The following is a 23,499-nucleotide window of genomic DNA, read 5'->3' as shown; positions in this document are numbered from 1 at the left end:
TTTTCTTCCGCACTTGTCCTGCTATAAATACTGTGAGAAAATCATATCAATTTATTATAAGAAAAATTGCGGAGGTGCTGTGCAAATTGAGCTGGCCTATCGAACCAGACATTTTATTAAAGCTGGGCATTGCCACGCTGATCGGCATGATCATCGGTCTTGAACGCGAGCTGAAAAACAAACCGCTCGGACTGAAAACCTGTATCGTCATCGCCGTCAGCTCCTGTATGCTGACGATCGTCAGCATTAATGCGGCATATCATTTCCCAAAATATTACCGTATCATGATGGATCCGCTCCGCCTCCCCGCCCAAATCATTTCCGGCGTCGGTTTTATCGGCGCGGGCGTGATCCTGCGTAAAAGCAATGACGTCATATCCGGCCTGACGACATCGGCCATCATCTGGGGCGCAGCCGGGCTCGGTCTGGCTACAGGCGCCGGCTTTTATAAAGAGGCGTTCGCAAGCCTCTTGTTTATCCTGATCAGTGTCGAATTTCTTCCGTGGCTGATCAGAAAAATCGGTCCCAACCGCTTGAAGGAAAAGGATATCCGCGTGAGAATGTCTCTTTCCGATAAAGACAAAATGACCGAGATTCTAAAAGAAATGAAAAGCAAACGGCTCCGCATTCACTCCGTCCGGATTGATGATCTGCGCGAAAAAGAATTTCCGATTATGGAAGTGAAAGTCAGTGTTCACAAAAACCGCTACACCACTGACGTCTATTATGATATTAAAGAAATTCAAGGTGTCGTCGGAGTGAAGTGTGATACGTTATAAAAAAACGCCGGGCTGGATTCAGCCGGCGTTTTTCTATTTATACGAATGCAGAAAAGTTATACTCCGTAATCGGGGTTTCGTTTTCGATATCGCGCCTGAAGGCTTTCAGCATCTCAAGTTCCTCGTCCCCGAGTGAATTGAGGTCAAACGCCTGATGCAATAATCCGTAGATCAGCATATGGCGCAGCCGGAGAAAATCCGGGATGTGTTCAAGCCAGGCGGGGTCAAGGTCATTTTCTTCCCTGTAGCCTTTCATAAAGTGTGTCATGAACTCACCCGTAAACGCGGCCTTGTCTTCATACGGGATGACCGGATACCACAACATGTTGTACAGCAGAATACTGATATCATTCACAAACCAATTGTAGCCGCTATCATCAAAATCAAATGCAGTGATTTTTCCGTTGTCCCAATTGAAATTGCCATGATGCAGATCGGCGTGCACAAGGCCGTAGTTTTCAGGATTCTTCGGCAAACGGCGCAGTTTTTCCATTAGAGCATCCGCCCGCTCAAATACGAGATGCTGATCTGCGGGCACGTATTTTCTCAGCTTCAGCTGCTCCTCTTCATCCCATTCCTGCCTTTTATATGCCGGGTCGCTCAGACGGTAGCTTTTTGTCAGCCGGTGCATGTTCCCCGTGTACTTTCCAAGCTCATAAAACAGAGTTCCGTTCCAGTCTGATTCCTCCACTTTGCGTCCGGGCGCTTTTTCATAGACTCTTACTAAAAACGCTCCGCCTTTTCCATCCGGCACTTCTTCGACATCTCTGCCATTTAATGAAGGAATCGGCTTTGCTGCTGAAAGCCCTCCCTTTGCCAGATGATGAAGCCATTCCATTTCTCCGAGAATATATTCCGGTGTTCTTCTGATCGTATGCGTAATTTTTAAGATATACGGTTCGTTATCTTTCACAATTTCGTATACGTAGTTCTCTGCGTCCGCAATAAATTGAAACTTGGTAAAGCCGTATATTTCACCGGCCTCAGCCAGTACCTTATCTTCCTCAAAAATCGCTTTAATATCTTTATGCATGCTGATTCACCCTTTTCATAACGTTTGTAGGCGGTGTGTGTACTCAGCAAATGTCATTCATCAACATTCCTGCCCTTCTTTTTTCACAGCAGATTAGTAACATCCGCTTAGAAATAAAATGCGTTTTCCTGTTAATTCCTATTTATACAAATATCTTAACATACCTCATCCCTCTCTCCAACGATATTCACAATAAAAAACCCTTGCTCATACAGAAATGAACAAGGGCATCTTGGTTAATCGTAAATATGGACGGTCGGTTCTTTGTCACCCGCATTGCGGACGATCAGCGCTTCCTGGCCGTCAGACGAGGTAATGTTAATTTCGACATCAACTGAGCCTTTTGAATAATAATCCATCAGCTCACCTGTTAAGTATTGGGTGAAGGCGATGACTTCGCTTTTCCCGTAAAATTGCATCGGGATTTCAATCTTCATTTTTCTCATTTCATCGTTTTCGTACATTGCCGTTCCGACGACTCCGGTGTAATTCGGGAAGTAGCTGTCGATGGCGTTTTTGAAGCGTTTAAATACTTCGGAATCATCTGGGTATTTCTTTGCCGTGTCTGTATCCGCCGGATAGAAGACGTACTTTTCTTTGACATCATCCCAGTTTGAAATGGTGGATGAGCCGGCCTTGACTTCTGTTTTCGCAATGTAATTCCCCGGTACGATTGATGTTTTCGGCGCTTGTTTATAAAGGGCGACGGTAATCGGCACATTTTTCAGGTTATCCATTTTCCGAAGGCGGTTAACGACTTCCTGGGCGATTTCTTCACCGTGGCTGCGGATCGTTTTGTCACTGAGCTCCACTTCCTGCTGCGGATCACCTGTGTTTTCGCGGTAATAGTATACAGAGTTGAGAGCGAGACCGATCATGACACCGCCAAGCTGGATGGAATTTTTATCTTTTCTTACTAAGTAATCCTGCTCAAGCATGGACGCTAAGTAAATCGGGCTGTTTTCATTTTTCTCTTTTGCCGATCCCGAGCTTGGCAGCACAGGGTTTAAGCCGAGATTCTGAAAATTGGCATCTGCCTTTTTCGCCTTTTTGAGATCACTGCCCTCTTTTTTGCGGTCAAGCCAGCTGAGTACCGTGTCCTCATCTAAATACTGGCCTTCCTGATACAAATAGTCATCCGTCGGGAACGTGTCTTGAGCGAGCCGCATCAGACCCGTCTCGAATTCATCGATGTCCAGCCTCGTGTTCAGCCGGTCCGCGGTCAGGCCGCGCGCTTTTCCGGCCTTAAACGGAAGCACCATTTTATAGTAGGAATCAGAGATATTATATTTCGGTATGATCGCTTTTTCAGAAGACTTTGCCGTTTTCTGCGTGATCTCTTCCTCTTTGTTCCCCCCGAAACTCGGCGAACAGGCCGAAAGCATGAGTACTGCCGCCGTTGCCGTCGCCGCCAATGCCAACATCTTTTTCAATAGAAAACACTCCTCTTATTTCTTTAGCTCTCCCAATAGCTGTGCTTCATTCCATACTTCAATGTTTAATTCCTGCGCTTTTGTCAGCTTGCTTCCGGCCGCTTCTCCGGCAATCAGCAAGTCTGTTTTTTTGCTGACAGATCCCGTCAGCTTTCCGCCGAGCGCTTCAATCTGCGCCTTGGCTTCATTTCTGGACAGCTCTTCAAGCTTTCCGGTTAACACGATGGTTTTGCCGGCAAAATAAGAGTCGCTGTCCTCCGCTTTTACTTTTTTCGGGCCTTTGTAGAGTGTGTTCACACCGAGTTCCTCAAGTTCATTCAAAAGCTCAAGCATTTCTTCTTTGCGGAAATAGGTGACAACGGCATCGGCCATCTTTTCGCCGATTTCATCTACCGCAAGCAGCTCTTCTTCCGTGGCTTGTTTCAGATTTTCCAGGCTTTCAAAATGCATGGCGAGTGTTTTGGCCGCTTTTGAGCCGATGAAACGGATGCCGAGACCGAACAGCAGGCGTTCCAGCGAATTCTCTTTTGACTTTTGGATGGAGCTGATCAGATTGTCAGTTGATTTTTCCCCCATCCGCTCAAGCCGGATGACCTGCTCTTTCGTCAGCTTATACAAATCAGCGACATTACGGACGAGATGTTCACGGAAAAGCTGTGTGATGACACGTTCTCCGAGTCCGTCAATATTCATCGCGTTGCGTGAGACAAAGTGAATCAGGCCTTCTCTGATCTGCGCCGGACATTCCGGATTGATGCAGCGCAGCGCGACCTCTCCTTCGATGCGCACTAGTTCGCTTTCGCACTCAGGGCAGCTGGTCGGCATATTGAATTCTTTTTCTTCCCCGGTCCGCTGTTCGATTAAGACATTGACGACCTCAGGGATGATGTCGCCCGCTTTTTTGACGACCACTTTATCGAGAATGCGGATATCCTTTTCTTTAATTAAATCTTCGTTATGAAGGGATGCTCTTGAGACCGTCGTTCCCGCGACTTTTACCGGTTCCAGAACGGCGGTCGGCGTAATCACGCCCGTTCTTCCGACATTCAGTTCGATATCGAGAAGTTTTGTCACGACCTCTTCCGCCGGGAATTTATAAGCAATCGCCCAGCGCGGGCTTTTTGCCGTATACCCGAGCTCTTCCTGCTGGTCGAGCGAATCGACTTTGATGACGATTCCGTCAATTTCATACGGGAGATCGGCCCGCTTCGCCTGCAGCTCTTCGATCATTTCAATGACTTCATCTATCGTGGCGCATTTTTTCCGTTCCTGGTTTGTTTTAAAACCGAGCTCATCCAGAAAATCCAGGCCCTGACTCTGTGTTTCCACACCCATTTCGTCAAGCTCCGCTATACTGTAGACGAAGATGTCAAGATTTCGTTTCGCTGCAATTTTCGGATCAAGCTGTCTGAGTGAGCCCGCAGCCGCGTTCCGGGGATTGGCGAACGGCTCCTCTTCATGTTTCAGCCTTTCTTCATTGAGGGCTTCAAATGACTGTTTCGGCATGTACGCCTCTCCGCGCACTTCTATGGAAAGATTCCGTTTCATTTTCAGCGGAATGTTGCGGATCGTTTTTAAGTTTTCCGTGATATCTTCGCCCGTCGTTCCGTCTCCTCTTGTCGCGCCTCTGACGAAATAGCCGTCTTCATAACGGAGAGAAACAGCAAGACCGTCTATTTTCAGCTCCACATTATAAGCGACGCCGTCACCGACAGCCTGACGGACGCGGCGGTCAAAATCGCGGAGATCATCATCGTTAAATGCGTTGCCGAGACTGAGCATCGGCGTGCCGTGCTGCACCTTTTGAAACGATTCAAGCACCGCTCCCCCGACCCGCTGTGTGGGCGAATCAGGCGTTCTGAGCTCCGGGTGCTCCTCCTCTATGGCAATCAGCTCCTGCATCAGTCTGTCGTACTCGGAATCCGGCACGCTCGGTTCATCTAAGGTGTAATATTCATAACTGTACTGATCGATGGTGCGGCGCAATTCTTCTGCCCGGTGTTTCGCTGTTTCTTTGTCCATCATGTTCTTCCTTTCCTCTTCAGGTTACTGCTTTTCAATCGGCGCAAAAGCGGCAAGCAGACGCTTCACGCCGACTGGGCTCGGGAATGCGATATCAAGCTCGGTGCTTTCGCCTTCTCCTTTTACGCTGACAACCGTTCCGGTGCCCCATTTTTTATGGCCCGCTTTATCGCCGACCGCCCAGCTGAGCGAGTCGCCGCCTGTTTTGTTCGCATAGGAAACGGGACGGGGTACGGGCCCGCGTTTCGGCTGCACTTTTCTTCCCGGCTGCATGCGAGGTGTTTTCTTCTCATTTAGGTTCTCCAATAGATCGCCAGGTATTTCCCTGATAAAGCGGGATTCCGGATTCATATTGGTGCGGCCGAATAAGGTGCGCATTTTGGCATTTGTTAAATACAGTTCTTCTTCCGCCCTCGTAATGCCTACATATGCGAGCCTGCGTTCTTCTTCCATCTCGGCTTCTTCCATCAGGGAGCGGCTGTGCGGGAACACGCCTTCTTCCATGCCCATTAAGAACACGACAGGAAATTCAAGCCCCTTAGCGGCGTGCAGTGTCATTAAAGTGACAGCATCCTTTCCGCCTGATTCTTCTTCCTTCTGGTCAAGCTGGTCAATATCCGCAATCAGCGCCAAATCAGTCAGAAACGCGACGAGAGACTTGTCTTCGCTTTTTTGTTCGAAGTTTTTCGTCACGGAAAGAAACTCGTCGATATTTTCAAGGCGGCTTTGGGCTTCGATTGATTTTTCGGCCTTCAGCATTTCTCTGTATTCCGTTTTCTCGAGAATTTCTTCAGTGAGTTCCGTAATGGACAGGTAATCCTGCATGTTCGTCAGATTTTCAATCATCGCGCCAAAGCCGTCAAGCGCGTTTGCCGCTTTCGCGCTGACGCCGATGAAATCAACCTGTTTGATCGCCTGGAACATTGACATTCCGTTCATCGCCGCATATGAAGCGATTTTTTCTAGTGAAGTTGCGCCGACGCCCCGCTTCGGTACATTGACGATCCGCGTAAAACTGATGTCGTCGTCCGGGTTTGACACAAGGCGCAGGTATGCGAGAATGTCTTTAATTTCTTTCCTGTCGTAGAACTTGGTTCCGCCGACGATATTGTAGTTCAGACCGGATTTTAAAAGGGTTTCCTCAATGACGCGCGACTGGGCGTTTGTCCGGTATAAAATCGCGATATCGGAAAGCTTCCGCCGGCCCGAGCTGTGCAGCTCATAAATTTTGCCCGCGACGAATTGGCCTTCGCCGAATTCATTGTCGCCGCTGTAATAAGAAAGCTTGATGCCTTCGTCATTTTCCGTCCACAGGTTTTTCGGCTTGCGGTTTGAGTTGTTTTTGATCACTTCGTTAGCCGCTTGCAGAATCCGCTTTGTTGAGCGGTAGTTTTGCTCGAGCAGAATCACGTTTGCGCTCGGATAATCTTTTTCAAAGGAAAGGATATTCGCGATATCCGCCCCGCGCCATCTGTAAATGGACTGGTCGGAGTCACCGACGACGCAGATATTTTCAAGACGGGCCGCAAGCTGCTTCACAAGCAGGTATTGCGCCCTGTTCGTATCCTGATACTCGTCTACGTGAATGTATTGGAATTTGCGCTGATAAAACTCAAGCACTTCCGGCACACGCTCGAAAAGCTTAATCGTCGTCATGATTAAATCATCAAAATCGAGCGATTGGTTTTTCAGCAGTTTTTTCTGATAATCGGTATACACGTCACTCGTGACCTGATCGTAGTAGCCGCCGGCCGTTTTTGCGAATTCCTCAGGTTCGATCAGCTCGTTTTTTGCGCTGCTGATGGAGCCTAAAATACTTCTCGGATCAAACTTTTTCGGGTCGATATTCCGCTCTTTCAGAATCCCTTTAATAACGGAAAGCTGATCGGCCGTATCAAGAATGGAGAAATTTCGGTTGATGCCGATTCTGTCAATATCCCTGCGCAGAATCCGCACGCACATGCTGTGGAAGGTGGATATCCAGATTTCATCCGCGCCGGGTCCGAGAATGCTCTCTACCCGCTCCTTCATTTCTCTGGCGGCTTTATTTGTAAATGTAATCGCCAGAATGTTCCATGGCGCCACGTGTTTTTCCGCCATTAAGTATGCGATTCTGTGCGTCAGCACACGTGTTTTTCCGCTTCCCGCGCCTGCCATCAGAAGCAGCGGACCGTCCGTCGTCTTGACTGCTTCCTGCTGAACGGGATTTAATCCGCTTAATAATTGATTGCTAATGTAATTCATATCCGTTCACCGCCTATCAAACATATGTTCTATCATAAATCAATTTCGTCCGCTTGGCTACTTTGTCTTTACAGCCGCCACCGTTTTAAGCGCCTGATCAAAATCTTCATATACGGCATTTCCGACAACGATGACATCGGCATGACGGCCGAACCGTTCCGCCGTTTCCGCGTCTTTAATGCCGCCTCCGTAAAACAGGACGGACTTGTCCAGCACAGCTTTCGTTTTCTCCACCGTTTCTATGTCCGCCAGCATCCCGCTGTATTCCAGATAAAAAATCGGGAGATGAAGCAAATGTTCCGCGACCCGCGCATAGGCGAGAATATCTTCTGTTTCTATATGTGTATCCGCCTCCGTCAAAGCGGCCGCCTTACAATCAGGGTTGACGATGCAGTAGCCCTCCGTCACGATTTCCTCCATTGACATGAGCTCTCCGTATTCTTTCATCGCCTGATGATGCATGCCGACAATCCAGTCCGCCTTTTTGCTGTTGAGCACACTCGGAATGAAATAAAGATCAAACCCGGGCACAATGGAATCAATCGTCGACACCTCAAGTACGCACGGCACTAAAAACCGCCGCACCTTTGACATCAGTCTCAGCACATTGTCCTCGGTGATATTGTCGCTTCCTCCGATCACAATGGCGTCAGTCCCTGATTCACAAAGCCGTTCCAGCTGTTCATCCGGTAAATCTTTATTCGGATCGAGTTTAAAAACATGCTTCCACTCGTTAACATCGTACATGCGTTTTCGTTCCTCCATTCGTTTCTTGCCATTTAAACATTATAACAAATTCGTTTGGCCCGGAAAAACGGAAAAAGACGTCATTCACCTGATTCACAAAAAAAGATTGCGCTCCGCCGGACGGGAAACGGCTATGTTTGAAAACAGACAATATGTGGAATGTCAAAGAGAAAAAAGACAAGGAGTCTGATCTGAATGGAACAAGCCATTATCGTACTGATTTGTATATTGATTTTTATTATTTTAGTTCCCGCCGTATTGTTTCTCTGGATATACATAAGAGACGAAAAGCAGGAAGAACATTCAGTGCTGCGCAATTATCCCGTAGCGGGAAAACTGCGCTATATATTTGAAAAAATCGGACCTGAGCTGCGGCAGTATTTATTCAGCAATGATAACGAAGAACAGCCGTTTTCACGGAGAGAATATGAACAGACGGTCATGTCGGGAAAGTATAAAAGCAGAATGATGGGCTTCGGCTCAGAACGGGATTTCGATCAGCCGGGCTATTATATCCGTAACGCCCTCTTCCCGAAACAAAGGGAGGAGCTGCGCGCAGATCAGACGCCGAAGATCGACACGATGGTATACAAAATTGACAAAGACAACCTGCTGAAACGCAGCGAACACCGCGAAAAAGCAAAGGCGGACCCTTATTACCTGCATCCGGACGATGTGCAAGTGATCGGCCGCGACACATGCAAGAAGCCGTTTTATGTGAAAGGGTTAATCGGACAATCAGCGATGAGCTACGGCTCACTTGGCGACCGGGCAATTACCGCCCTGTCAAAAGGGCTGCACCAGGCCGGCGGCACATGGATGAATACAGGCGAAGGCGGCCTGTCTGAGTATCACCTGAAAGGCGGCGCAGATATTATCTGCCAAATCGGCCCCGGGCTGTTCGGCGTCCGCACTGAAGATGGAGAATTTTCGTGGGAAGAGTTTAAGAAAAAAAGCCGCCTCGAGCAGATTAAAGCCTTTGAATTAAAGCTTGCGCAAGGGGCGAAAGCAAGAGGCGGGCATATTGACGGTTCAAAGGTGACCGAAGAAATTGCCGCCATCAGAAATGTACAGCCCGGTCAATCCATTGACAGCCCAAACCGCTTCAACGAATTCTCAAATGTTCCCGACATGCTTGATTTCATTGAGAAATTAAGGACTGTCGGCGAAAAACCGGTCGGCATCAAAATTGTCCCGGGAAGCCGCAAAGACCTTGAAGACCTTATTTCCTGTATGAGTTCCTCAGGCAAACTTCCCGACTTTATTACGATTGACGGCAGTGAAGGGGGAACGGGAGCTTCTTTCCATGAGCTGGCAGATTCCGTCGGCCTGCCGATTCTGACCGGCCTTCCCCTTGTTGACGGCCTTTTGAAGACATACGGGATAAGAGATAAGCTGAAAATATTCGCATCCGGAAAGCTGCTCACTCCGGATAAGATTGCCGTTGCCCTCGCGTTAGGGGCGGATTTTGTCAATATTGCCCGGGGAATGATGTTTTCAGTCGGCTGTATCCGCGCTCAAGTATGCCACACCAATCATTGTCCTGTCGGAGTGGCGACAACCGATCCAAAACTTCAACGCGCGCTCAGTATCGAGGATAAACAGCACCGCGTCTGCAACTACGTGCTCTCGTTGCGTGAAGGGCTGTTTCACCTCGCCGCGGCGGCGGGCATCAGCTCGCCGATTCATTTCTCAGCTGAACACATCGTATACCGGGAGGAAGACGGAACCCTGAGGGAACTTCCCGGCCTTTTGAATCAGCACGCATAAAAAAAACCGCCTGCCGTCATCGGCAGAGCGGTTTTTTACGTAGCTGAGGAGGATTCTCCTTCGTTTACGCGGTCAAGCGCCATTTCATAGGCGTCGTTACCGTAATTTAAGCATCTCTTCACCCGGGAAATCGTCGCTGTGGAAGCACCCGTTTCGCTTTCAATTTTGTGATACGTATTTCCTTCGCGGAGCATTCTTGCCACTTCCAAACGCTGCGCCAGCGATTGGATTTCATTAATCGTACAAAGATCATCAAAGAAACGATAGCATTCCTCCAGATCTTTCAGCGATAAAATAGATAAAAATAACTGGTCCAGTTCTTTTCCGCGTAATTTATCGATTTGCATCGTCAAACACCTTCTCCTTTACTAATGGAAGCTGCATCGAGATCAGGCACGATATTAATCCATGTCTTTCCTGGCACAAACGGAAGAATCTCACCGCCTTTTACGGGCAGAATACGGCCGTCTTTATATTCCCAGTCTGACTCCATAACATCGCCGTGCTGAAGCAGGAGGCCCTTCCCCCCTGACTGAATATCGATGGCCCGCCTTCCATCTTTGTCTGTCATGCGATGGCCGGCTTCAACAATAAAAATGTTGTGCATGGCTAAAGGCTTTCCGGTCTCCCGGTCTGTCGCTTTCACACCATCAGAGCTTCTTGTATAAGTATCAGCTTTTTTATCATAATCGTATTCGACAAGATTTGTAACGTTTTGTGTTCCATAATCTATCCGAATATTGTAGGTTTCATTTCCTGGTTTTGCATCTGATGTCTGAAATGGGAGCGGTTCTGTTTTTCCGTTCAGCTTGTATCCTTTTTGTTCCGCCGCCTTCCTGATATTGTCATACGACGTGTAGGAATTGTGGGGCGGCTTGCTGAAATCGGCTCTCCAAAACAGGCTTCCGTCAAAATCCAAACCGTTTATATAATCGTAAGCTCCGGACTCCAGCTGCTTTTTTGCGCCGGGACTCCAGCCATGATGGACAAATATGCTGTTAAACCCGCTGCTGAGCGTGACAAAATATTCCCTCGCGCTCCGCACAGGCCCGACCGTTTCCGGCATCTCACTTTGAAAAATCGCGAGAAACCGCGTAATCCGGCCCTCCGCGAGCGCTTCGATGACAACATCCGCCTTTGACAGCCCGGATTGGGGCCTCGCCTTCGGATGATTGTTCACTGCAACTGCAATCGGACGGCGTTCTGCAAGCTTCTGCTCAGTTTTCAGCCCTGTTAAAGGAGCTTCCGCTTCTTTCGGCTGCACCTGATCGGCATTGTTCTGCCGGCAGGCGGCAAGCAACAAAAACGCAAAACAAAGCATACAAACGGCTTTCCATCTTTTCATATGTCGGCTCCCTGCTTTTATATTTTAACGCATTATCGATGGAAAGAGTACAGTTTTTTTCATCACGTCGAATATTCCTCTCGGCGTAATGCGGATATAAGGCAGGTGTGTGCTCTGCAAAAAGAGCAGCGTATAGATCGGATCGCAGAATCGGTAGCCCCGCTCCTCCAGCAGCGTCCTCAGTTTTTGCTCTTTCTCAAGCACTTCTTCATACTTCTCCGCGGATGCAGAACCGTTTAAGGCGAGGGGAATCTCATGAAGAATCTTCCCGTTTTCGGCAAGCACGATTCCGCCGCCGATTTCTTTCATCCGTGAGAAAGCGAGCAGGATATCTTCCTTATTTTTTCCGGCAGCGATAATATCTCCGGTTGTCGTGTAGGAACTGACAAAGCCCTGCACCCGATCGGCAAAACCTTTCAGCATTGTATTGACCCGCCATTTTCCATGCTTATCGAGAAGCGTGAGATAGCATTCATCATGATCAAAAGAAAGCTGGTCAACAGAATTATCAATCGCAATCATATACGGCTCCATAATGACCGCGTTGCGCATGGTCACACCCATCGGCATTGAAAACTGTAAATCATCCATCGTCATATCATATGAAAGCTCGAGAGGGACAAGACCGCCCTTTTTCCAATCCGTTTCTGTAAACGCATTCATATTTCGGCCGTCTTCCCTCAGCAGGATGCCTTTGGAGATCACCGTGACCGGGTCCGGATTCATCGGGTCATCGAGAATGTTCAATGAAGCAAGCCGGCCCGGACCGACCACACCGAGAAAGTCGTCCATCTGATAATACTTCGCGATATTAAAGGAGGCCATATTGTAGGCATCGATCGCCGGAACCCCTTCCTCCAAAGCGATTTTGATCAATTCATTCGTCATGCCGCCTTTATAAAAATGCGGCGTCGCTCCATCCGTCGTGTAGAAAAAATGATCATAATGCCGGAAGCCTTTTTGATGGAGATCCTGCAAAATCGTTCTCAAATCAGGGCGGATGGATGAATGTCTGAGCGAAACATAGTAGCCCAATTCAAGCCGTCTCATCACCTCGCCGCCATTCATCGCCTCGTGGTCGGAATCCGCTCCGAACAGCTTCATCTTCGTCAGTGTTTTTTCAGAGGCTCCGGGAAAATGCCCTTCTATCCGCTTGCGCAGTTTCTTTGTCGCCTGCATGCAATGAAGCATCAGGTCATCGCCGTCCATGAGGCGCGGCCATCCGGTCAATTCTCCGCCTTGAATGACATCCGGGTGCTCCATCCATTGCTTGCGGACATCAAAAGAAAGAAGCTGATCCTCATTCAGCACTTCAGTCTGCAGATCATATCTGGACCACCAGAAGTATTGCACCGGCTGTTTTTTCAGTTCCTCTAATATAGTAAGCGCTTTCTTTTTACCGCTGTGCAAAAGAAAAAACAAGTTATCATTAACAAACGTCGTTGTTCCGAATTGAGACACATATTCGGCGAGCGTTTGGGGATTATATATTTGAAAAGGATGTGTATGCGGTTCAATGTAACCTGGCACAATGTATTTTCCTTCACAATTTATGGTATGAATGTGCTCTGCTGCATCAGGAAGCTCATGACCAACATATACAATGCGGTCTCCATAAATCCAGACATTCTTTTTCAGCCATTGTTTTAAAAAAGGATTTAATACGAGAGCATCCCGTAAAAGTAGCGTTGGAAGCAGCTTTGAGTCTACAACATCCGCCTGTGATCTGATGTCTTTATTTTTCCAGTTAAAGGTACGTTCGGACATTCACATACTCTCCTTCGCTTATATTAGACCCATCGTATCACATCCGCACAATTATCGCACGGCTAAAACGTTACAAATTATTGAAGATGAATGAAAAACTTTTTCTAAGGGAGCTGAAATGATGAAACCGAATATCAGTTTATTAAATGCCGTTATGCGCATCACTTGCGGCCTCACCATTTTGTCTGCTGCGTCAGCGAAATACACGAGAAAACCTTGGTGCAAGATGCATCTCTTCTGTATGATAATGGGCGCGATGAAAGCGGCGTCCGGCATCCTCCGCTTCTGTCCGGTGACATATATGTTCCAAACCGGAATGAATCAGCATGACAGCCATCAGCAAGAAAAATAACAAGCCGTTTCGGCTTGTTATTTATTTTCCCCTGTCCCGCGAGTCTGAGAAGAATCCGTCTATACGCCGGAAGACTTCATCGATGACTGGCAAGCCGACAACCTAGGCCGTCCTCACATTACGTAAAAAACCCCGCATTTTACATAACACGGGGTTTTCCTCTTTATCGCTGCGATGCTTTCAGCGCACGGGCGCCGATGTCGCTTCTGTAAAACAGTCCGGGTTTTGTCAGCCCTGAAACGGCGCTGTACACTTTATCTCTCGCCGCTTCAAATGTCTCAGCAAATGCCGTGACATTGGCGACCCGGCCGCCGTTTGTAACAAATTGTCCGCCGTCTTTTTTCGTTCCGGCATGAAAAACGGCGATCCCGTCTTCAGCGGACGTCAAACTGCCGATCGGAGTGCCTTTCGCATAGCTTTCCGGATAGCCCTCAGAAGCCAGTACAACGCTGACAGCGGCCGTATCCTTCCACCTTAGGTCAACATCCTTCTCATGCAGCAGATCCAAAAGCACCTGGATGAGGTCAGATTCCATTCTCGGCACGACAACCTGTGTTTCCGGATCTCCGAAGCGCGCGTTAAATTCAATGACTTTTGATCCGTTTTCCGTCAGAATCAGCCCCGCGTACAGCACGCCCGTGAAGGAACGTCCCTCTTTTACCATTGCTTTTGCCGCCGGCTTCACAATCGTTTCGACTGCGCTTCTGACGATATCATCGGAAATGTGCGGCACCGGCGAGTAGGCGCCCATTCCGCCCGTATTCGGCCCTTTGTCTCCATCGAAGGCGCGTTTATGATCTTGAGCGATCACCATCGGATAGACGGTCTCCCCTTTTACAAACGCCATTAAAGAAAATTCTTCGCCGGCGAGGAACTCTTCAATGACCACAGATGCGCTCGCCTCCCCGAATTTCTCATCCTCAAGAAAATCGTGCAGGCATTCAATCGCTTCTTCTTCCGTCATCGCGACCGTGACACCTTTTCCGGCGGCAAGCCCGTCCGCTTTAATGACAATCGGCGCACCTTTTTGCTGCACATATGCTTTCGCCTCTTCAAATGAAGTAAACGCCTCATACTCCGCCGTCGGAATGCCGTATTTTTTCATTAAATCCTTGGCAAACTGTTTGCTCCCTTCAATGATTGCCGCTTTTTCAGACGGTCCGAAAACAAGAAGTCCGGCTTTTTCAAACTCGTCGGCTATCCCTTCAATCAGAGGAACTTCGGGGCCGATAATCGTCAGCCCGACATGATGTTCTTTCGCAAACGCAATGAGTGCGGCATGATCGCTTTCTTCAATGTTGACCAGCGTCGCGCAGTCTGCCATACCGTCATTTCCGGGCGCGGCGTACACCGTATCAACAAGCGGGCTTTGCGCCGCTTTCCAAGCCAATGTATGCTCTCTGCCGCCTTTTCCGATAATCAATACATTCACGCTTCGTTCCCCCTCTTAATGTTTGAAATGTCTGATGCCGGTGAATACCATGGCGATTCCGTATTCATCCGCTTTTTTAATCGAATCTTCATCGCGGACCGATCCGCCTGGCTGGATAATCGCCGTGACACCGGCTTTTGCGGCTTCTTCGACTGTATCCGGCATCGGGAAAAACGCGTCTGATCCGAGCGCGCTGCCTTTTGCTTTTTCTCCGGCCTGCTCAATGGCGATTTTAGCTGAACCGACGCGATTCATCTGCCCCGCTCCCACACCGACCGTCATATGGTCTTTTGCAAGAACGATCGCGTTGGATTTCACATGTTTGACGACTTTCCAGGCCAGCTTCAAATCTTCCCATTCCTGCTCGCTCGGCTCTCTTTTTGTCGGGATGCTGATGTCGGCGTCATCAAATCCATGGACGTCTAAATCTTGAATCAAAAGACCGCCCTGTACGGATGTCAGCTGTTTTTCTTTCTTCCCTGATGCGGTCACGTCAAGCGTGAGCAGACGAAGGTTTTTCTTCGCCGTCAGTACGTTCAGCGCTTCTTCACTGAAAGAAGGGGCGATAATGATTTCTAAAAAGATGCCGTGAAGGGCTTCAGCCGTTGCCTGATCAACTTCACGGTTCAGCGCGATGATGCCGCCGAAAATGGAGGTTTTATCAGCTTCATACGCTTTATTGAATGCTTCCTCAATTGAAGCTCCCGTACCGACTCCGCACGGGTTCATATGTTTAACGGCAACAGTTGCGGGTTCTGTAAATTCCCGGACGATTTGAACGGCCGCATCTGCGTCCTTAATGTTGTTGTAAGAAAGCTCTTTGCCGTGAAGCTGTTTTGCCGCCGCGATGGAACCGGAGACGGGAAGTGCGCTTTGGTAGAAAACCGCCTCTTGGTGAGGGTTTTCACCATAGCGGAGCGATTGTTTTTTCTCAAATGTAACGGTGAATTGCTCAGGATCTTTCTCACCGGCCTCGCGTGTTAAGTAATCAGCGATTAATGCGTCGTATGCCGCAGTATGGCGGAATACTTTGGCCGCAAGCTCGCGTTTTCTTTTAAGAGAAACGCCGCCGTGTTCTTTAATCTCATTGAGCACGGAGCTGTAATCGGCCGGATCTGTGATGACCGTCACATCCTGATGGTTTTTCGATGCGGCGCGCAGCATGCCGGGGCCGCCGATATCAATGTTTTCTATCGCTTCATCGTATGTTACGTCTTCTTTTGAAATCGTTTCTTTAAACGGATAAAGGTTGACAACCACAAGATCAATCGGTGCAATGCCGTGCTCATTGATCTGCGCCATATGCTCTTCATTGTCTCTTACGGCAAGCAGGCCGCCGTGAATATTAGGATGGAGGGTTTTTAACCGTCCGTCCATAATTTCAGGAAATCCGGTCACTTCTGAAATGCCGATGACATCCACACCGTTTTCCTGAAGAAGTTTTTTTGTTCCTCCGGTCGAAATGACTTCGACTCCGAGCTCTGTCAGTTCCTTTACGAAAGGGACGAGATTTGTTTTATCAGAAACACTGATTAGTGCGCGTTTGATTGTCATGCCTTTTCACCTCTGTTATTTAGTCCCAGCAGCTGTTTCACAACGCTCGGATACCATTTGTGCTCAAGCTCGTGTATTGTATGCTCTATGTCTTCAAGCGTATCGTTTTCCTGTATTTCGAATGCTTTTTGCGCGATAATCGGTCCGGTGTCCATGCCTTCGTCGACGTAATGAACGGTAATGCCCGCCACTTTCACACCGGCCCGATACGCCTGTCCGACAGCGTCAATCCCGGGGAATGCCGGAAGAAGCGAGGGATGTATATTAATAATGCGGCCCCCGTATGCTTCAAGCAGCGTATCTCCAATCAGTCTCATATAGCCGGCGAGAACGATTAATTCCGCCCCGTGCAGGCGCAGCTGTTCAATAACGGCCCGTTCAAAGGCCGCTTTGTTTTCAAAAGATGACGGTTGAAAGGCGAATGACGGAATATGTAAAGCCTCCGCCCTTTCCACCGCCTTTGCCTGAGGCTTATCCGTCACGAGAAGCGAGAGCTCCGCATCCCACTTCTCTTCTCTCATGCGTTTGGCAATGGCCTCGAAGTTCGATCCGTTTCCTGAAGCAAATACCGCAAACTTTTTCATGAAAGAGCCGCACCGCCGAAAGAAATGCCTTCGCCCCGCTTGACCCGGCCGATCAGATAAGCCTTCTCGCCCTGAGCTTCAAGCGTGTCGATGACGTCTGTCAGGTTTTCTTCTTTAACGGCAAGGACAAAACCGATGCCCATATTAAAGACATTGAACATTTCTTCTTCTTTCAGCTTGCCGTGCTCCTGCAGAAACGGAAAAATCGGCGGGATCGGCCATGATCCGTGATCAATTTCCGCGCTCAATCCGTCCGGCAGCATCCGCGGGATGTTCTCGATGAATCCTCCGCCTGTCACATGCGCCATGCCGTCCACCTTACCGCTTTTCACCGCCTTGAGCACCGGCTTCACATATATTCTCGTCGGTTCCAGCAATTCTTCTCCGAGAGGACGCGCAAACGGTTCATAGACAGTATCCAAATCAAGTCCGCCGTCATCAAGAAGCACTTTTCTCACAAGGGAAAATCCGTTGCTGTGAAGGCCGCTTGAAGTAAGTCCGATTAAGAGATGCCCCTCTTCGATATGTTCACCGGTGACGATTTCGTCTTTTTCCGCGACGCCGACTGAAAAGCCCGCAATATCGTATTCATCAGCCGTATACAGCCCCGGCATTTCCGCCGTCTCACCGCCGATAAGCGCTGATCCTGACTGCTCGCATCCGTCCGCCACGCCCTGAACGATCTGCTCAATTTTTACCGGATCAGCCTTACCGACCGCTAAATAATCAAGGAAAAACAGCGGCTCCGCTCCTTGGGCAAGCACATCATTTACACACATCGCGACCGCATCGACGCCGATCGTGTCATGCTTATCCATTGAAAATGCGAGTTTCAATTTGGTGCCGACACCGTCTGTTCCGGAAATTAAAACAGGCTTTTGATACGGAAGCTCTGACAGATCAAACATTCCGCCAAAACCGCCCAGGCTTCCCATAACGCCGAGCCTTTTCGTGCGCTCCACGTGTTTTTTCATTCGTTTGACGGCTTCGTATCCGGCTTCGATGTCAACTCCGGCATTTTTATAAGCATCAGACATCCCTATCACTCCTTGTCAATTCGTTTCTCCTTAAAAGGCAGAAAGAGAAAGGCAGCCTGAATTCCCGCTGCCTTTATGTCATTTTCACATTTTATTTTGTCAGCACCGCTTCTTTTACGTGAGGAAGCACTGTATCCTGATAAATTTCCGTCGGATATTTGCCCGTAAAACAAGCGAGGCATTGTCCGCAGTTGGTGTCTTCAAATTTTCGGCCGACTCCTTTTAACAATCCGTCTACACTTAAGAAAGAAAGCGTGTCGGCACCGATGATCTGGCGGATTTCTTCCACAGAATGAGAGGAAGCGATCAGCTCCTCATGTGTTGATGTGTCGATGCCGTAGAAGCACGGATGAGCGATCGGCGGTGAACTGATCTTGACGTGCACCTCTGTCGCTCCCGCTTCTCTGAGCATTGTGACAATCCGGCGGCTTGTCGTCCCGCGCACGATGGAATCATCAACCATGACGACCCGTTTTCCTTCAACAACACCGCGGACGGCGGACAGCTTCATTCTCACGCCTTGCTCACGGAGAGCCTGTGACGGCTGGATAAACGTTCTGCCGACATAACGATTTTTAATGAGACCGAGTTCGTACGGGATGCCCGTTGCCTCGGCATAGCCGATGGCCGCAGAAATACTGGAATCAGGCACGCCTGTGACGACATCCGCTTCAACCGCGGACTCCTGAGCAAGCATTTTTCCGAGGTTTTTCCGGGCGCTGTGCACGTTAATGCCGTCGATATTGCTGTCAGGTCTTGAGAAATAAATGTACTCCATGCTGCAGATGGAACGGTTGATATTCATGGAGAAACGCTCTGATTTCATGCCTTCATCATTGATGATCAGCATTTCGCCCGGCTCTACCTCGCGAAGGTATGTCGCACCGACCACATCGAATGCGCACGTTTCTGAAGCGACGACGTAAGCATCACCCATCATGCCGATTGACAGCGGTCTGAGTCCGTTCGGGTCAAGCGCTACGATCATTTCTGTTTCAGTCATAATCAGGAACGCGTAGGCGCCTTTCAGCATGGACAGCGAATTTTTGATTTGATCCTTCAGCGAAAAGTGTCCGCTGCGTTTAATCAGGTGAGCCAGTACTTCCGTATCGGAGGAAGTCTGAAAGATGCTCCCTTGGTTTTCAAGCTGCTGCTTCAACTGTGTGGCGTTGACCAAGTTGCCGTTATGGGCGAGCGCGAGGCTGCCGTTGTTTTGCGAACGGAACAGGAGCGGCTGAACATTTTCATATCCGCCTCCGCCTGCCGTCGCATAACGGACGTGCCCGATCGCGCCTTTTCCCTTCACTTTGCTCAGTTCGCCGTTTTGAAAAACCTCGGTAATAAGCCCCTGTCCTTTATGCGCCGTCAGTTTTTCACCGTCAGTTGCGACAATTCCCGCGCCTTCCTGTCCTCTGTGCTGGAGGCTGTGCAGGCCGTAATATGTGATCTGCGGAGCTTCTTCATGTCCCCAGATGCCAAACACACCGCATTCTTCATTCAGGCCTTTGATTTCAGCAAGCATGGAATAGCTCCTTTCCACGCGCGCTCAAGTTCTTTCGTTTGCGCGTGAACCAATTGTTGTCCGTCCTGGTTTTGAATCGCCAGAAGTCCGTCAGCCGTTACCTCGCCGATATGAACCGCATCAGCCACAGCCGCTTCAAACGCCGCTTGGTATTCTTTTTTCACCGAAACGACGAAGCGGGATTGAGATTCAGAGAATAATAATGCCGCTTCCCCTTCTACAGTCACGTTGGCGCCAAGGTTTTCCGTCGTCATGACGCTTTCTGCAACCGCTACGCCTAAGCCGCCTTCTGATACGTCATGCGCTGATTGAACGAAGCCTTTTTTAATCGCGTCAAGCAATGCTTTTTGACGTGACAGCTCTATATCAAGATCGATTTGCGGCGCTTTGCCGTAAATGCGGCCTTCTGTCATTTTTTGCAGTTCGCTTCCGGCAAACTCAGGTTTTGTTTCGCCGATCACGTATACAAGATCCCCCGCTTGTTTGAAATGCTGTGTCGTAATATGAGCGGTATCTTCAATTAAGCCGACCATGCCGATAACAGGCGTCGGGTAGATCGCCGTTCCGTTCGATTCATTATAAAGTGATACGTTTCCGCCGATGACGGGTGTGCTGAGAACATTGCACGCCTCGCTGATGCCGTCGGCCGCTTTTTCGATCTGCCAGAAAATTTCAGGTTTTTCCGGGTTTCCGAAATTCAGATTATCCGTGACCGCAAGCGGTTCGGCTCCTGAGCATACGATGTTGCGCGCCGCTTCGGCAACGGCGATTTTCCCGCCTTCTTCAGGATCAAGATATAAATAACGGGCGTTACAATCCGTCGTCATCGCCAGCGCTTTTTTCGTGCCGCGGATTCTGAGCACTCCCGCGTCAGATCCCGGGGCGACCACCGTATTTGTGCGCACCATGTAGTCATATTGATCGTACACCCACTCTTTGCTGGCGATTGTCGGCTGCTGCAGCAGGGCAAAAAGCGTCTCTGTCGCATCTTTTACTTCAGGCGCGGGAACTTCCGTTTCCTGAAACTCGCGGTAGTACGCGGGTTCTGCTGACGGCTTGTGGTATACAGGCGCTTCTTCCGCCAGCGCGTCGACCGGAAGCTCGCAAACAACCTCTCCGTTATGGCGGAGGCGGAGCATTTTATCATCCGTAACATGACCTACGGAAACCGCTTCAAGATCATATTTATCAAAAATATCGACAATTTCCTGTTCACGTCCGCGTTCAATGACGAGAAGCATGCGTTCCTGAGACTCAGAAAGCATCATTTCGTAAGCGGTCATACCTGTTTCCCGCTGCGGAATGAGATCAAGGTTCATTTCAATGCCTGAGCCGGCTTTGCTTGCCATTTCAGCACTCGAACTTGTCAGACCGGCCGCCCCCATATCCTGAATGCCGACTAAGGCGTCGCATTGGATGACTTCAAGGCATGCTTCCAGGAGAAGTTTTTCCATGAAAGGATCGCCGACCTGCACCGCGGAACGTTTTTCTTCAGATGAATCTGACATTTCTTCTGATGCGAAAGTAGCGCCGTGTATGCCGTCGCGGCCCGTTTTAGCGCCGACGTACATGACCGTGTTGCCGACACCTTTCGCCTGGCCTTTTTTAATATCTTTATGATCAATTAAGCCGACGCACATTGCATTGACAAGCGGATTGCCCTCATAGCTTGCGTCAAACTGCACTTCTCCGCCGACCGTCGGAATTCCGATACAGTTTCCGTATCCCGCGATTCCCGCCACTACTTCTTCAAACAAGTACTTCACACGAGGTGAAGTGAGCTCACCAAATCGAAGAGAGTTTAATACAGCTATCGGACGGGCGCCCATTGAGAAAACGTCACGGATGATGCCGCCCACTCCCGTCGCAGCACCTTGGTATGGCTCAAGCGCTGACGGATGGTTATGAGATTCAATTTTGAACACGACCGCCTGATTGTCACCGATGTCAACGATTCCCGCGCCTTCTCCGGGACCCTGCAGCACGCGTTCGCCGCTAGTCGGGAATTTGCGTAAAACCGGTTTTGAGTTTTTATAGCTGCAGTGCTCTGACCACATGACGGAAAAAATCCCGATTTCCGTGTAGTTCGGCAATCTTCCGATAATAGATTCAATGAGTGCGAACTCGTCATCACTGACACCCATTTGCTGATAGAGTTTCTCTTCTTTTATTTGTTCTTTACTTGGTTCAAGCAGTAGCGACATGAGTTTCCCTCCAATTTTTCACGATAGACCGGAACAATGTAAGACCGTCTGCGCTGCCGAGCAGTTCATCGACTGCGCGCTCAGGGTGAGGCATCATGCCTAATACGTTGCCTTTCTCATTCACGACACCGGCAATGCCGCTGACGCTTCCGTTAATATCGCCGCCGTATGTGAAGGCGATTTGATTGTTTTCTTTTAATCTTTCAAGCGTTTCATCATCACAGTAGAAATTGCCTTCGCCGTGGGCAACCGGAATCGTAATCGATTGTCCATTTTCATATGAAGATGTGAATAACGTATCGCCGTTCTGCACGATTAATTCAACCGGGCGGCAGATGAACTTTAAATCTTTGTTGCGTCTCATCGCGCCTGGTAGAAGTCCGAGCTCCTGCAGAATCTGGAATCCGTTACAGACGCCGAGAACCGGTTTTCCTTCGGCAGCCGCTTTTTTTACGGCCGGCATGATGTTTGCGAATCTGGCGATGGCGCCGCATCTCAAGTAGTCGCCGTATGAAAACCCGCCGGGGATGAGCACGCCGTCAAATCCGTCAAGGCTTGTTTCCTCGTGCCAGACATACTCGACTTCTTCGCCGAGTTCGTCCTTTACGGCGTGGAACATATCAATATCACAGTTGGAGCCGGGTAACACAATCACCGCAAATTTCACTGTGCGACAACCTCCTCAACTTCATATCGGTAGTCTTCAATGACTGTATTGGCAAGGAGCTTTTCACACATTTCTTTCACGAGCGCGTCAAGATCGCGGTCAGATTTTTCAATCGTCAGCTCCATGTATTTTCCGATGCGCACATCCTGCACTTCATTGTAGGTCATGCTGTGCAATGCATGCTGCACCGCGCTTCCTTGAGGATCGAGCACACTTTCTTTTAAGCTGACATAAACTTTCACTTTATACATTATGAAATGCCTCCCAGTCTTTTGAAAATCTCTTCATATGCGTCGGTTAAGCTTCCCAGGTTCCGTCTGAACAAATCTTTATCGAGCTTTTCGTTTGTGTCTTTGTCCCAGAGACGGCACGTGTCAGGAGAAATTTCATCCGCTAAAAGCACCCGTCCCTCTGCGTCTAAGCCGAATTCCAGCTTAAAATCTATTAATCTGACGCCGCAGTCTTCAAAAATATGCTGCAGCTCTTGATTCACCTGTTTTGTAATCGATTTGATCGTTTTGACCTGCTCAGGAGCCGCCGCTTTCAAGAGCCAGATATGATCTTCTGTGATGAGCGGATCACCCAGCGCGTCATCCTTGTAGTAAAATTCGATAATCGGCTGCGGAAGCTCAGTTCCTTCCGGGATGCCGAGACGTTTCGACATGCTTCCGGCGGCAATGTTTCTGACCACGACTTCAAGCGGAATGATGCTCACTTTTTTGATAAGCTGCTCTGATTCTGAAACACGCTCCACAAAGTGGTTGTCAATTCCTTTGGCGTGCAGATGTTTGAAAATCAGGCTTGAAATTTCATTGTTCAGACGGCCCTTTCCGCTGATCTCCGCTTTTTTCTCACCGTTAAAGGCTGTTGCGGAATCCTTGTAGACCACGCGGAGAATCTGTTCGTCTTCTGTTTGATAAATTCGTTTCGCTTTTCCTTCATAAAGAAGATTATTGTTCACAATATTCACGGAAGGCCTCCTAACCCGAATGTTGGGAATATTCAAT

Annotated in this window: 20 protein-coding genes; 3 read left to right on the top strand and 17 right to left on the bottom strand. The window is 49.0% G+C overall.

The genetic code is table 11. The features are described from left to right. Positions 1 to 86 precede the first annotated feature (86 nt). On the top strand, positions 87 to 779 hold the full coding sequence (locus MY7_RS02415) for an MgtC/SapB family protein (RefSeq protein ID WP_007609875.1): 693 nt from the start codon (positions 87 to 89) through the stop codon (positions 777 to 779). A gap of 37 nt (positions 780 to 816) precedes the next feature. Here MY7_RS02415 and MY7_RS02410 read toward each other — a convergent pair whose 3' ends face one another. The 5 genes from MY7_RS02410 to MY7_RS02390 form a co-directional block, all read right to left on the bottom strand. Beyond that, positions 817 to 1,812, bottom strand: a complete 996-nt coding sequence (locus tag MY7_RS02410; protein WP_007609873.1) for a phosphotransferase enzyme family protein — start codon at positions 1,810 to 1,812, stop codon at positions 817 to 819. A gap of 236 nt (positions 1,813 to 2,048) precedes the next feature. Next, the gene (locus MY7_RS02405) at positions 2,049 to 3,245 is read right to left on the bottom strand and encodes a CamS family sex pheromone protein (protein WP_007609871.1); all 1,197 of its coding nucleotides are present in this window, start codon (positions 3,243 to 3,245) and stop codon (positions 2,049 to 2,051) included. A 15-nt stretch (positions 3,246 to 3,260) separates the two neighbouring features. Beyond that, positions 3,261 to 5,267 carry an NAD-dependent DNA ligase LigA gene (gene ligA, locus MY7_RS02400; RefSeq protein ID WP_029326170.1) on the bottom strand — a complete coding sequence of 669 codons (2,007 nt, stop codon included), beginning with the start codon at positions 5,265 to 5,267 and terminating at the stop codon, positions 3,261 to 3,263. A 24-nt stretch (positions 5,268 to 5,291) separates the two neighbouring features. Continuing rightward, the gene (gene pcrA / locus MY7_RS02395) at positions 5,292 to 7,511 is read right to left on the bottom strand and encodes a DNA helicase PcrA (RefSeq protein WP_007609867.1); all 2,220 of its coding nucleotides are present in this window, start codon (positions 7,509 to 7,511) and stop codon (positions 5,292 to 5,294) included. Positions 7,512 to 7,568: 57 nt separating this feature from the next. Continuing rightward, on the bottom strand, positions 7,569 to 8,258 hold the full coding sequence (locus MY7_RS02390) for a heptaprenylglyceryl phosphate synthase (RefSeq protein WP_003155740.1): 690 nt from the start codon (positions 8,256 to 8,258) through the stop codon (positions 7,569 to 7,571). A 195-nt stretch (positions 8,259 to 8,453) separates the two neighbouring features. On the opposite strand from MY7_RS02390, the gene MY7_RS02380 reads away from it, so the two are divergent. Next, positions 8,454 to 10,028 (top strand): FMN-binding glutamate synthase family protein, encoded by a 1,575-nt coding sequence (locus MY7_RS02380; protein WP_007609865.1) that lies wholly within the window; start codon positions 8,454 to 8,456, stop codon positions 10,026 to 10,028. A gap of 35 nt (positions 10,029 to 10,063) precedes the next feature. Here MY7_RS02380 and MY7_RS02375 read toward each other — a convergent pair whose 3' ends face one another. The 3 genes from MY7_RS02375 to MY7_RS02365 are packed head-to-tail and all read right to left on the bottom strand — an operon-like array spanning position 10,064 to position 13,140. Beyond that, positions 10,064 to 10,375: a YerC/YecD family TrpR-related protein gene (locus MY7_RS02375; RefSeq protein WP_029326169.1), complete on the bottom strand. Its 312-nt coding sequence runs from the start codon at positions 10,373 to 10,375 to the stop codon at positions 10,064 to 10,066. Positions 10,376 to 10,377: 2 nt separating this feature from the next. After that, entirely contained in the window at positions 10,378 to 11,373 is a 996-nt protein-coding gene (locus tag MY7_RS02370) for a DUF3048 domain-containing protein (protein WP_007609863.1), read from the bottom strand. 24 nt (positions 11,374 to 11,397) lie between these two features. Continuing rightward, a complete protein-coding gene (locus MY7_RS02365; protein WP_007609862.1) occupies positions 11,398 to 13,140 on the bottom strand; it encodes an adenine deaminase in 1,743 nt (580 codons plus the stop codon). A 121-nt stretch (positions 13,141 to 13,261) separates the two neighbouring features. Between MY7_RS02365 and MY7_RS02360 the strand changes: the two genes are divergently transcribed. After that, complete coding sequence (locus tag MY7_RS02360) at positions 13,262 to 13,492, top strand: YgaP family membrane protein (RefSeq protein WP_029326168.1); 231 nt, start codon at positions 13,262 to 13,264, stop codon at positions 13,490 to 13,492. A gap of 163 nt (positions 13,493 to 13,655) precedes the next feature. Here the strand turns inward: MY7_RS02360 and purD are convergent, their stop codons facing one another. From purD to purC, 9 genes are all read right to left on the bottom strand, one after another. Next, the gene (gene purD, locus MY7_RS02355) at positions 13,656 to 14,924 is read right to left on the bottom strand and encodes a phosphoribosylamine--glycine ligase (protein WP_007609860.1); all 1,269 of its coding nucleotides are present in this window, start codon (positions 14,922 to 14,924) and stop codon (positions 13,656 to 13,658) included. Positions 14,925 to 14,939: 15 nt separating this feature from the next. Next, positions 14,940 to 16,478: a bifunctional phosphoribosylaminoimidazolecarboxamide formyltransferase/IMP cyclohydrolase gene (purH, locus tag MY7_RS02350; RefSeq protein WP_007609859.1), complete on the bottom strand. Its 1,539-nt coding sequence runs from the start codon at positions 16,476 to 16,478 to the stop codon at positions 14,940 to 14,942. After that, the gene (gene purN / locus MY7_RS02345; RefSeq protein ID WP_007609858.1) at positions 16,475 to 17,062 is read right to left on the bottom strand and encodes a phosphoribosylglycinamide formyltransferase; all 588 of its coding nucleotides are present in this window, start codon (positions 17,060 to 17,062) and stop codon (positions 16,475 to 16,477) included. The genes purH and purN overlap by 4 nt, the downstream gene beginning before the upstream one ends. Further along, positions 17,059 to 18,099 (bottom strand): phosphoribosylformylglycinamidine cyclo-ligase, encoded by a 1,041-nt coding sequence (gene purM, locus MY7_RS02340; RefSeq protein WP_007609857.1) that lies wholly within the window; start codon positions 18,097 to 18,099, stop codon positions 17,059 to 17,061. The genes purN and purM overlap by 4 nt, the downstream gene beginning before the upstream one ends. A gap of 91 nt (positions 18,100 to 18,190) precedes the next feature. After that, on the bottom strand, positions 18,191 to 19,621 hold the full coding sequence (gene purF, locus MY7_RS02335) for an amidophosphoribosyltransferase (protein ID WP_007609856.1): 1,431 nt from the start codon (positions 19,619 to 19,621) through the stop codon (positions 18,191 to 18,193). Further along, entirely contained in the window at positions 19,597 to 21,825 is a 2,229-nt protein-coding gene (gene purL / locus MY7_RS02330) for a phosphoribosylformylglycinamidine synthase subunit PurL (RefSeq protein WP_007609855.1), read from the bottom strand. Before purL ends, purF begins: the two co-directional genes overlap by 25 nt. Further along, complete coding sequence (gene purQ, locus MY7_RS02325; protein WP_007609853.1) at positions 21,809 to 22,492, bottom strand: phosphoribosylformylglycinamidine synthase subunit PurQ; 684 nt, start codon at positions 22,490 to 22,492, stop codon at positions 21,809 to 21,811. The genes purL and purQ overlap by 17 nt, the downstream gene beginning before the upstream one ends. Next, positions 22,489 to 22,743, bottom strand: a complete 255-nt coding sequence (gene purS, locus MY7_RS02320; RefSeq protein WP_003155758.1) for a phosphoribosylformylglycinamidine synthase subunit PurS — start codon at positions 22,741 to 22,743, stop codon at positions 22,489 to 22,491. Before purS ends, purQ begins: the two co-directional genes overlap by 4 nt. Further along, a complete protein-coding gene (gene purC, locus MY7_RS02315; RefSeq protein ID WP_007609852.1) occupies positions 22,743 to 23,462 on the bottom strand; it encodes a phosphoribosylaminoimidazolesuccinocarboxamide synthase in 720 nt (239 codons plus the stop codon). The genes purS and purC overlap by 1 nt, the downstream gene beginning before the upstream one ends. Positions 23,463 to 23,499 lie beyond the last annotated feature (37 nt).

It is taken from the genome of Bacillus sp. 5B6 (assembly GCF_000259405.1).
GTDB lineage: Bacteria > Bacillota > Bacilli > Bacillales > Bacillaceae > Bacillus > Bacillus velezensis.
This window is presented reverse-complemented; position numbering and strand designations above follow the sequence as displayed.